The sequence below is a fragment of the Streptomyces sp. NPDC086023 genome (genome assembly GCF_044540325.1).
GTDB lineage: Bacteria > Actinomycetota > Actinomycetes > Streptomycetales > Streptomycetaceae > Streptomyces.
Map to the genome: position 1 here is coordinate 113,572 of NZ_JBITRX010000013.1, position 12,264 is coordinate 125,835.

2 protein-coding genes (1 of these 2 only partly in view) are annotated in these 12,264 nt (G+C 75.2%); both read left to right on the top strand.

Annotated elements, in window-relative coordinates:
* A complete protein-coding gene (locus ACIF6F_RS24920) occupies positions 1 to 5,031 on the top strand; it encodes an amino acid adenylation domain-containing protein (RefSeq protein WP_399950489.1) in 5,031 nt (1,676 codons plus the stop codon).
* A protein-coding gene (locus tag ACIF6F_RS24925) for a non-ribosomal peptide synthase/polyketide synthase (protein WP_399950492.1) crosses the window boundary here: on the top strand, positions 5,028 to 12,264 show its start. Its footprint extends 16,361 nt past the window's final position; the window shows 7,237 of its 23,598 coding nt (coding positions 1-7,237); the start codon lies at positions 5,028 to 5,030; its stop codon lies beyond the right edge, outside the window. Before ACIF6F_RS24920 ends, ACIF6F_RS24925 begins: the two co-directional genes overlap by 4 nt.

Genomic DNA, 12,264 nt, shown 5'->3' on the forward strand with positions numbered 1-12,264 from the left:
ATGACTCAGCAGATCCGTCAGAGCGAGGCCGGCACGTCCCTCGCCGAGCTCGTCGCCCGGCAGGCCGCCGTGACCCCGGAGGCCACGGCCGTGATCGCCGCCGACGGGAGCACCCTCGACTACGCCGCGCTCGACGCGCGCGCCAACCGCCTGGCCCACCGCCTCGGCCGCCTGGGCGTGCGCCCCGACACCGTGGTCGGCATCCACCTGGAGCGCTCGCCCGAGCTGGTCGTGGCCGTGCTGGCGGTGTGGAAGGCGGGCGCCGCCTACCTGCCGCTCGACCCCGCCCACCCGGCCGCCCGTCTCGCCTCGCTGGTCGAGGAGGTCCGCCCGGTGCTGGTGCTGACCGCCGGCCGCTCCGCCGGTACGGAACCGGGCGCTCCGCAGCTCGACCTGGACGCCGAGCGCGAGCTGGTCGACGCCCTGCCGGGCACGGCTCCCGAGGTCGCCGCGCACCCCGGCCACCTCGCGTACGTCATCCACACCTCGGGCTCCACCGGCCGCCCCAAGGGCGTCCAGGTGACCCAGGCCGGCATCGCCAACCGCGTGATGTGGACGGTGCGCACGCACGGACTCGGCGCGGACGACCGGGTGCTGCACAAGACCGCGATCGGCTTCGACGCGCACAACTGGGAGATCTTCGCGCCGCTGGTCAGCGGCGGCTCGGTGGCGCTGGCCCCGGTCGGCGCCGAGCGCGACCCGGCGGCCCTGGTCGCCGCCGCGCGGGACCTCGGCGCCACCGTCCTCCAGGTCGTCCCGTCCGTGCTGCGGCTGCTGGTCGCCGAGCCGGCCTGGCGCGAACTGACCTCGCTGCGGCTGCTGTTCTCGGCCGGCGAGCCCCTGCACGCCGAGCTGTGCCGCCGCGCCCTGGACGCGGCCGGCCGCGAGGACCTGGCCATCTGGAACACGTACGGCCCCACCGAGTGCTCCATCGACGTCACCGCCCAGCCCTACGACCCCGCGCAGACCGCCGGCCCGGTCCCGATCGGCCGCCCGCTGCCGCGCACCCGGCTGCTGGTCCTCGACGACCGGGGCAAGCCGGTGCCGGTGGGCGTGCCGGGCGAGCTGTTCATCGGCGGCGCGGGGCTGGCCCGCGGCTACCTGGGCCGCCCGGACCTGACCGCCGAGCGCTTCGTACCCGACCCGTACGGCCCCGAGGGCGGCCGCCTCTACCGTACGGGCGACCTCGTCCGGTGGCGCGCGGACCGCACCCTGGAGTACCGGGGCCGCGCCGACCACCAGGTCAAGGTCAACGGCGTCCGCATCGAGCCCGGCGAGGTGGAGGCGGCGCTGCTGGCCCACCCCGAGGTCACCGGCGCGGTGGTCACCGCCCCCGAGACCCGGGACGGCACGAAGCGGCTCACCGCCCACCTCACCACCGCCGACGCCCGGATCCCCGCCGACCTGCGCTCCTTCCTGCGGGGCCGGCTGCCCGAGGCGCTCGTGCCCACGGTACTGGTGCCGCTCGCCGAGTTCCCGCTGACGCCCAACGGCAAGCTGGACCGGGCCGCCCTGCCGGCCGCCGCGGCCGAGGAGGCCGACCGTCCGTACGTCGCCCCGCGCACCGCGGCCGAGGAGATCGTGGCCCAGGTCTGGCGGCGGCTGCTGAACATCGAACGCGCCGGCGTCCAGGACGACTTCTTCCGGCTCGGCGGTGACTCGCTGATGATCACCCGGCTCGCGGCCGGGCTCCGCGAGGCCACCGACAAGGACGTCTCCCCGGCCTCCCTGTTCACCTCCGCCACCGTCGAGCAGCAGGCCGCCCTCCTCACCCGGGCCGGCGTCCGGCCGCCGCTGGTGCCGGTGGACCGCGAGGGCCCGCTGCCCCTCTCCTTCGGCCAGCGCCGCCTGCACTTCCTGGACCGGATGAACCCCGGCGGCGCCGAGTGGGTCTCCCCGCTGATCCTCCCGCTCCCCGAGGGTGCGGACACCGCGCTGGTGCAGCGGGCGCTGGACGCCCTGGAGGAGCGCCACGAGGCGCTGCGCACCCGCTACCCGGCGGACGCCGACACGGCGGGCCAGCGGATCGCCGCCCCCGGCCCGGTGGAGCTGGCCGAGGCCGTCACCGCCCGCGAGGGCCTGGGCGCCCTGGGCGCCGCGCACTTCGCCCGCGGCTTCGACCTGGCCGAGGGCCCGCTCTGGCGGGCGCTGCTGGTCCGCGTCGAGGACGGGCACCCGGTCCTGGTGATCGCCATGCACCACCTGAGCTGCGACGGCTGGTCCTCGGCCATCCTGGAGCGCGAGTTCGGCGAGCTGTACGCCGCGTACGCGGAGGGCCGCGAGCCCGAACTCCTGCCGCTGGAGCTGGGGTACGCCGACTTCGCGGCCTGGCAGCGCACCGCGCTCACCGAGGACGCCCTCGCCGCCGACCTCGACCACTGGCGCGAGGCCCTCGACGGCCACAAGCCGCTGGCCCTGCCCACCGACCACCCGCGCCCCGCCGAGCGCGACCACAAGGGCGCGGTCGTGCCCGTGGTCGTCCCGGCCGCCACCGCGGACGCCCTGGCCGAGCTGGGCCGGGAGCACGGCGCCACGCCGTTCATGACCCTGCTCACCGGGTACGTGACCCTCCTCGCCCGGCACAGCGGCGAGTGGGACGTCACCGTCGGCACCCCGGTCGCGGGCCGCACCCGCCCCGAGACCGGGGACCTGGTCGGCTTCTTCCTCAACTCCCTGGCCGTGCGCTGCGGGCTGACCGGCGACCTCACCTTCGCCGAGGCCCTGGACCGGGTCCGGACCGTCACCCTGGAGGCCTTCGCCCACCAGGAGGTGCCCTTCGAGCGGGTCGTCGAGGACGTGCAGGGCGACCGCGACCTGTCCCGTACGCCGGTCTACCAGGCGGCCTTCGACCTGCACGACGAGACCCTCACCACCGGCGGCGCCGACCTGGACGACCTGGAGACCTTCCGGGAGGCCTGGCGGATCGCCAAGACCGACCTGACGCTCTTCCTGCGCCGCCGCCCCGACGGCACCCTCGCGGGCGTCCTGGAGTACGCCACCTCGCTGTTCGAGGACGCCACGGTACGCCGCCTCGCCGACCACCTCGTCCGGCTCCTCGGCGACGCCGCGGCCCGCCCGGACACCCGCCTCGCGGACCTCGACCTGTCCGGCGCGGAGGAGCGCCGGCGCCAGCTGGTCGAGTGGAACGCGGGCGCCGGCACCACCGTCGCCGAGCCCGCGGACGTCACCGTGCTGGAGCTGTTCGAGGCGCGGGCGGCCGAGCGCCCCGCGGCCACCGCCCTGCGCCACGCGGGGGAGTCGGTGACCTTCCGGGAGCTGGACGCCCAGGCGAACCGTTTCGCCCACCGGCTGCGCCAGTCCGGCACCACCACCGAGCACCTGGTCGGCGTACTCCTCGACCGGGGCCCCGACCTGGTCGCCGCCTTCCTCGGCAGCTGGAAGACCGGCGCCGGCTACGTGCCGCTCGACCCGGCGAGCCCGGCCGAGCGCAGTGCCGCGATGCTCACCGACTCCGGCGTCCGGGTGCTGGTCACCACGGCCGAACACGCCGCGGCCATGGCCCCGTTCTTCCCCGGCGAGCTGGTGGTCGTCGACCGCGACCGCGCCCTGATCGACGCCCTGCCGGACACCGCCCCCGAGCGCCGGCTCGACCCGGAGGTCATCGCGTACACGATCTTCACCTCGGGCTCCACGGGCCGCCCCAAGGGCGTGGCCGTACCGCACCGGGGCCTGGCCAACCACGTGGCCTGGGCCGCCCGCGACCTGATCGGCGGCCACGGCGGCGGCGCCGCCCTGTTCTCCTCCACCGCCTTCGACCTGGTGGTCCCGAACGTCTACGCGCCGCTGGTCGCCGGCGTCCCGCTGCACCTGCTGCCCGCCGGCCTGGACCTGGCCGACCTCGGCCGCACCCTGGCCGCCGGGGCGCCGTACAGCTTCGTCAAGCTGACCCCCGGCCACCTCGACATCCTGTCCCAGCAGCTCGGCGACGAGCAGGCCGCCGCCCTGGCCCGCACGGTGCTGGTCGCCGGCGAGGCCTTCCCCGGCGAGGCCGCCTCCCGCTGGCTGGAGCTGCTCGGCCCGGGCCGCCTGGTCAACGAGTACGGGCCCACCGAGTGCTCCGTCGGCACCTGCATCCAGCCCGTCGACGCGCCCGTCACCGGCGTCGTGCCCATCGGCCGCCCGCTGCCCGGCATGGCGATGTACGTGCTGGACGACGCGCTGCGCCCGGTGCCGCTCGGCGCCGTCGGCGAGCTGTACGTGGGCGGCACCGGCGTCGCCCGCGGCTACACCGGCCGCCCGGGCCTGACCGCCGAGCGGTTCCTGCCCGACCCGTACGGTCCCGCCGGGGCCCGCCTGTACCGCACCGGCGACCTGGCCCGGCAGCTGCCCGACGGCGCGGTCTCCTTCCTCGGCCGCATCGACCACCAGATCAAGGTGCGCGGCTACCGCGTCGAGGCCGGCGAGATCCAGGCGGTCCTCACCGCCCACCCGGCCGTCCGCGACGCCGCCATCACCGCCGACAAGGGCCTCACCGCCTACCTGGTGCCCGCCGGCGCCGCCCTCCCCGACCACGGGGAACTCACCCGCCACTGCGCCCGGCTGCTGCCCGACTACATGCTGCCCAGCGCGTACGTCGCCCTGGACGCCATCCCGCTGACCGCCAACGGGAAGCTGGACCGGGCCGCCCTGCCGGACCCCGCGGCCGCCCGCGCCGAGGACACCGGCACCGGGCCCGCCGGCCCCCGCGACATCGTCGAGGAGCACATCGCCGGGATCTGGCAGGAGCTGCTGGGCACCGACCCGGACATCCACGACGACTTCTTCCAGAGCGGCGGCAACTCCATCCTCGGCATCCGCCTGATCTCCCAGATCCAGGCCGAGTTCGCGGTGTCGCTTCCCCTGCGCGCCATCTTCGAGAGCCCCACCGTGGCGGGCCTCGCCCGCGCCGTCGAGGCGCTGGTCCAGGCCGAGATCCAGAACGCCTCGCAGGCCGGCCCGGCCACCACAGAAGACCTCTCCGACTCTTCGCAGTCCTCGCACACTTCGCAGCCGAAGGAGCACCAGGCATGACCACCAGCGCCGAGCAGACCCAGACCCCCGACCAGCTCCGCGCCGAACTGCTCCGCAGGCTGGCCGGCCGCACGGCCCGGCGGAACGAGGAGATCCCGCGGGCCGACCGCGACCTCCCGCTGCCGCTCTCGGCCGGCCAGCAGCAGATGTGGTTCCTCAGCCGCCTGGAGCCCGACAGCCACGAGTACCTCGTCCCGCTCACCCTGCGCCTGACCGGCCCGCTGGACACCGACGCGCTGCGCCGGTCCGTGGACCGGGTGGTCGCCCGCCACGAGGTGCTGCGCACCCGGTACGACTTCTTCGCCGACGAGCCCGTCCAGCTGATCGACGAGCCCGGCCCGGTGCCGTTCTCCCTGGAGGACCTCACCGGCCTGCCCGAGGCGGAGCGCGAGCCGGTGGCCCGGCAGCTGGCCGCCGAGTACGCCCGAGAGTCCTTCGACCTGGCCGCCGAGTGGCCGCTGCGGGTGCGCCTGGTCCGGCTGGCCGCCGACGACCACGTACTCGCCCTGGTCTTCCACCACATCGCCTGCGACGCCTGGTCCACCCAGGTCTTCGCGCAGGACCTGAGCGCCTACTACCGGGGCACCGCCCCGGCCGGCGACCTCACCGTCCAGTACGCCGACTACGCCGCCTGGCAGCAGGGCCGCGCCGAGTCCCTCCTGGAACGGCACCTGCCGTACTGGCGCGAGCGCCTCGACGGGGTCGCCCCGCTCGACCTGCCCGCCGACCGGCCCCGCCCGGCCACCCGCAGCGCCGAGGGCGCCGAGGTCGCCTTCGCCCTGCCCGGGGCGCTGGGCGCCGGGCTGCGGACGCTGGCCGCCGGACACCGCACCACCCTGTTCACGGTGCTGCTCACCGCGTACCAGGCCCTGCTGGCCAAGTACACGGGCGGCACCGACATCGCGGTGGGCACGGTGGTCTCCGGCCGCACCCGCCCCGAGCTGCAGAACCTGATCGGCTACGGCATCAACAGCCTGGTGCTGCGCGCGAGCTGGGCCGGCGACCCGGTCTTCGCCCGCCTGCTGGACCGCAACCGGGTCGAGGTGCTGGACGCCTTCGACCACCAGGAGATGCCGTTCGCCCGCCTGGTCGACGCCGTCCAGCCGGAGCGCGACCTGTCCCGCACCCCGCTGTTCCAGGCCGCGTTCACCCTCCACGAGTCGCGCACCGCCGCCTACGACCTGCCCGGCATCACCGTCGAGCCCTTCGAGGTGCCCTCCGGCATCGCCCGCTTCGACCTCCAGCTGCTGGTCGAGGAGGCCCCCGACGGCTCCCTCCGCGGCCGCTTCGAGTACGCCACCGCCCTCTTCGACGAGGACACCGTGCGCCGCTTCGCCGGGCACTTCGAGCGGCTGCTCACCGCCGTGGCCGCCGACCCGGAGGCCCGGCTGTCCGCCCTGGACGTGCTGGACCCGGCCGAGCGCGCCCTGGTGGTGCAGCCGGCGCCGGAGGAGACCCCCGACCCCCGGTCCGTCCACGAGGTGTTCGAGGCCCAGGTCGCCGCCACCCCCGACGCGGTGGCCGTCGTCGCCGACGGAACCGAACTCACGTACGCGGAGCTCAACGCGCGCGCCAACCGCATCGCCCACCGGCTGCGCGAACTGGGCGCAGGACCCGACCGGCTCGTCGGCATCTGCCTGGAGCGCGGCCCCGAGCTGATGCCCGCCCTCCTCGGCGTCCTGAAGTCCGGCGCCGGCTACCTGCCGCTCGACCCCGCCAACCCGGCGGACCGGCTGGCGTACGTCATCGGGGACGCGGGCGCGGCGGTCGTGCTCACCGAATCCCGCCACGCACCGATGATCGAGGAGTGCCATGAAGGACCGCTCGTCGTACTCGACCGAGAGGCCGCCACTGAGGCCTGGCAGGGCCTTCCGGTGGAGAATCCGCCGCTGGCTGGCCACCCGGATCAGCTGATCTACGTCATCTACACCTCCGGCTCCACCGGCCGGCCCAAGGGCGTCTGCCTCAGCCACCGCAACGTGCTCCGCCTCCTCACCACCGCCTACCGGCACTACGGGTTCTCCGCCGCGGACGTCTGGCCGCTCTTCCACTCCTACGCCTTCGACGTGTCCGTGTGGGAGATGTGGGGCGCCCTGCTGCACGGCGGGAAGCTGGTCGTCGTCCCCGCTGCCGTCACCCGCTCGCCCGAGGACTTCCTCGACCTGCTCGTCGAGCAGCAGGTCACCGTCCTCAACCAGACCCCGTCCGCCTTCCGTTCACTGGTCGCCGCGGCCGCCGAGGACGACCCCCGGATCGGCCGGCTGGCGCTGCGGGCCGTGGTCTTCGCCGGCGAGAAGCTGATCGTCCCCGACCTCAAGCCGTGGACCGACCGGCTGGGCCTGGACGCGCCCGCCCTGCTCAACATGTACGGCATCACCGAGACCACCGTGCACACCACCTTCCACAAGGTGGGCGAGGCCGACCTCGCGCCCGAGGCCGGCAACCCCATCGGCGTCCCCCTGGACGACCTGCGCGTCCACCTCCTCGACGCCCACGGGCAGCCCGTGCCCGTCGGGGTCTTCGGCGAGATCCACGTCGCCGGACCCGGCGTCGCCCGCGGCTACCTCGGCCGCCCGGAACTGACCGCCGACCGCTTCGTCCCCGACCCGTGGGGCCCGGCCGGCAGCCGCCTCTACAGGAGCGGCGACATCGCCCGCCGGCTGGCCGACGGCAGCCTGGAGTTCCTCGGCCGCGCCGACGGCCAGATCAAGATCCGCGGCTACCGCGTCGAACTCGGCGAGATCCAGACCGCCCTGGCCGCCCTGCCGCAGGTCCACGACGCCGTCGTCGTCCTCCGTGAGGACACCCCCGGCGCCCAGGAGCTCGTCGCCTACCTGGTCACCGCCTCCGGCACCGCCCTCGACCCCGCCGAGCTGCGCGAGGTCCTCGGCCGCGACCTGCCGCCGTACATGGTCCCCGCCGCCTTCGTCACCCTCGACCGGCTGCCCCTGACCACCAACGGCAAGCTCGACAAGCGCGCCCTGCCCGCACCCGGCGGCGACTCCCGCCGCGCGGCCGGCGCCCACACCGCCCCCCGCACCCCCACCGAGCAGCGCATCGCCGACGTCTGGTGCCAGGTGCTCGGCCTGGACCGGGCCGGCGTCGACGAGGGCTTCTTCGACCTCGGCGGCGACTCCATCCGCGCCGTCGCGCTCGTCGGCGAGCTGCGCGCCGCCGGCTTCGACCTCGCCGTCCGCGACGTCTTCGCCTGCCGCACGGTCGCCCGCCTCGCCGAGCTGGTCACCGGCCGCACCGCGCCCGCCGAACTCCCGCCCCCGGTGGCCCCGTTCGAGCTGATCTCCGCGGCCGACCGCGCCCTGCTGCCGGCCGGCGTCACCGACGCCTACCCGCTCTCCCAGGTGCAGACCGGCATGGTGCTGGAGATGGTCGTGCCCGACGGCGCGAACAACTACCACAACGTCACCAGCTTCCGGATCCTCGACGACCGCCCCTTCCGGCACGAGGCACTCGCCGAGGCCGCCCGCATCGTCACCGCCCGCCACGAGGTGCTGCGCACCTCCCTCGACATCGAGCGGTACTCCGTGCCGATGCAGCTCGTGCACGCGACCGCCGAACTGCCGGTCGGCAGCCGGTCACTGGCCGGGCTGACCGAGGAGCAGGTGCGCGACGAGGTCCGCGCGTACACCGCCGCCGAGCGCGCCGAGGTCTTCGACCTGGCCGTCCCCGCCCTGATGCGCCTGTACGCGCACGACACCGGTGACGGGAGCTGGTGGCTGTCGGTCACCGAGTGCCACCCGGTCCTGGAGGGCTGGAGCCACCACTCCCTCCTCATGGAGATCCTCGACCTGTACCGCGACCTGTACGAGGGCCGCGCCGTCGAGGAGCCGGCGACGCCCGCCATCCGCTTCGCCGATTTCATCGCCGAGGAGGCCCGCGCGCTCTCCGACGGGGCGCACCCGGCCTACTGGACCCCGCTCCTGGAGTCCCACCCGGCCCTCACCGTGCCCGCCGGCTGGGGCGGCGACCCGGACGCGCCGCGCGCCGTCCACCAGATCGAGGTGCCGGTCGCGGACCTGTACGAGCGGCTGCGCGCCCTCGCCACCGGCGCCAAGGCCTCCCTGAAGAGCGTCATGCTCGCCGCGCACCTGAAGGTGATGAGCCAGCTCACCCCCGAGCCGCGCTTCACCGCCGGCCTGGTCTGCGACGCCCGGCCCGAACTGCCGGACGCCGACCGCGTCTACGGCATGTACCTCAACACCCTGCCCTTCGCACACGACGCGGGCCGGGCCGCCACCTGGGCGGAGCTGGTGGAGCAGGTCTTCGCCGCCGAGGTCGGGCTCTGGCCGCACCGCCGCTACCCGCTGCCCGCCGTACAGCGGCTGGCCGGGGGCCGGCAGCTGATCGACGTCTACTTCAACTACCAGGACTTCCGCCAGGTCGACCTCGACCGCGTGGACTACACGGCCAGCATCGACGACAGCCCCACCGAGTTCCCGCTGACCGTCTCCAGCCGCGCCGGCCACATCATCGTCACCGCCAACGACCGCTCGGTGTCGCGGGAGAACGCCGAGCGCCTCGCGGGCATGTACCGGTCGGTGCTGGAGGCCATGGCGGCCGACCCGGCCGGCGACGCCCGGGCGGTCCTGCTGCCGGCCGACGAGCGCACCCGCGTGCTGGAGGAGTGGAACGCCACGGCGACCGCCCTGCCGGCGCGCACGGTGCCGGAACTGTTCGCGGCCTCCGTCGCGGCCACGCCGGACGCCGTCGCCGTCACGGGTGCCGGCCGGTCCCTGTCGTACGGGGAGCTGGACGCGGCCTCGAACCGGCTGGCCGCGCACCTGCGGGAGCTGGGCGTGCTGCCGGGCGACGTGGTCGGCGTGCTGCTGGAGCGCGGCACCGACCTGCTGGTCGCCCTGCTCGCCGCACAGAAGGCGGGCGCGGCCTACCTGCCACTGGACGCGCACCACCCCGCCGCCCGCCTGGCCGGGATCACCGCCGACGCGCTGCCGGTCGCGCTGATCAGCCAGGAGTCCCTGGCCGGCCTCGCCGCCGAGGTCCACGACGGTGCGGTGATCTTCCTCGACGGCCCGGACGCCGGGGCGGTCGCGGCACGCCCCGGCACGGGCGTCTGGGCGGCACCGGACGCGGACGCGGTGGCGTACGTGCTCTACACCTCGGGCTCGACCGGCCGCCCCAAGGGCGTGCAGGTCACGCACGGTGCGCTGGGGAACCTGCTGACCGGCATCCGCCGCGTACTGGGGGAGTCCCCGGCCGGTGCGGAGCACTGGCTGGCGTCCACGTCGGTGTCCTTCGACATCTCCGGCCTGGAGCTGTACCTGCCGCTGGTGGGCGGGCACCGGGTCGTGGTCGCGGAGAGCGGTGCGGACCTCGTGGAGCTGGTGCGGGCGGAGGGCGTGACGCACGTCCAGGCCACCCCGTCCGGCTGGAAGCTGCTGCTGGCGGGCGGGTTCACGGGTGCCGGCGTGACCGCGCTCGTCGGCGGCGAGGCACTGCCGGTGGAGCTGGCGCGCGAACTGCGCGCGCAGGTGGGCCGGCTGGTCAACGTGTACGGCCCGACCGAGACCACCATCTGGTCCTCCGCCTGGGAGGTGCCGGTCGACCCGGCTGCCGTCTCCATCGGCGCGCCGATCGACAACACGCAGTTCTACGTGGTGGACGCGCTGATGCAGCCCGTCCCGCTGGGGGTCGTCGGGGAGCTGTGCATCGCCGGTGACGGCGTCGCCCAGGGCTACCTGGGCCGCCCGGACCTCACCGCCGAGCGGTTCGTGCCCGACCCCTTCGGGGACGAGGGCGCCCGCCTGTACCGCACGGGCGACCTCGCCCGCCGGATGCCGGACGGCTCGCTGGAGTTCCTGGGGCGGACCGATCACCAGGTGAAGATCCGGGGTTACCGGATCGAGCTGGGGGAGATCGAGTCCCGGCTGCTGTCCCATCCGGGTGTGCGGGACGCCGCGGTGGTGGCCCGTACCGAGGACAACGGCGACACGTGGCTGGTCGGGTACGTGATCCCGGCCGGCGGCCCGGTCGAGCAGGCAGGAATCCGGGCGCACCTGCGCGAGGAGCTGCCGGACTACATGGTCCCGGGCGCCTTCGTGGAGCTGGCGGCCTGGCCGCTGAACACCGCCGGGAAGCTGGACCGCAAGGCCCTGCCCGCCCCGGCGGAGTCCGGTGGCGCGGCGGCCGAGCACGTCGCCCCGCGCAACGAGACCGAGGCCCGCCTCGCCGCCGCCTGGGCCACCGCGCTCGGCCGGGACGAGATCAGCGTCGAGGACAGCTTCTTCGACCTCGGCGGCGACTCCATCCGCGCCATCTCCCTGGCCGCCGAGGTCCGCGCCGCGGGCTTCCAGGTCACCGTCCCCGACGTCTTCGCCCACAGCAGCGTGGCCGCCCTGGCCCGCCACGTGGGCGGGGGCGCCACCGGCCCGGTCGCCGAGGCCGCGTACGCCGCACCGTTCGAGCTGATCACCGAAGCCGACCGCGCGGCCCTGCCCGAGGGCGTCACCGACGCCTACCCGGTCTCCCAGGTGCAGCTCGGCATGCTCGTCGAGATGGACCTGGACCAGGACCGGGCGGCGTACCACAACGTCGACGGCTTCGAGGTCCGCGACGACCAGCCGCTGGTCCCCTCCGCGCTGCGCGCCGCCGCCGAGGAGCTGGTGGCCCGCCACGAGGTCCTGCGCACCGGCTTCGACCTCACCGGCTACAGCACCCCGCTCCAGCTGGTGCACGCCACGGCCCCGGTCCAGGTGGCCGTCGCCGACCTGACCGCCCTCGACGCGCAGGCCCGCCGGGCCGCAGTCACCGCCCACGAGCAGGCCGAGCGCACGGCGGGGTTCGACACCGCGCGCCCCTCGCTGGTCCGCTTCTCCGCGCACCTGCTGCCCGGCACCGACTGGCACCTCACGATCACCTACGCCCACCCCGTCCTGGAGGGCTTCGGCTACCACGCGCTGCTCACCGAACTCCTCGCCGTCTACCGGGAGATCCGCGACTCCGGCCGCCCGGCCCCGCTGCCGGAAGGACCGGCCCGCGGCGGACGCTACGCGGACTTCGTCGCCGGCGAGCTGGCGGCCCTGGCCGACGGCTCCGACGAGGCCTACTGGCAGGACGTGACCGACCGCTACGCCGCCTTCGCCCTGCCCCCCGGCTGGGGAGGCGAGCCCGGCACCTTCCGGGTGCCCGTCCCGTACGGGGACCTGGAGGAGCGGCTGCGCGAACTGGCCGCCACCGCACGGGCGTCGATGAAGAGCG

Coding starts and splice junctions, on each gene's coding strand:
- ACIF6F_RS24920 (WP_399950489.1), top strand. CDS start 1: ATGACTCAGCAGATCCGTCAGAGCGAGGCCGGCACGTCCCTCGCCGAG.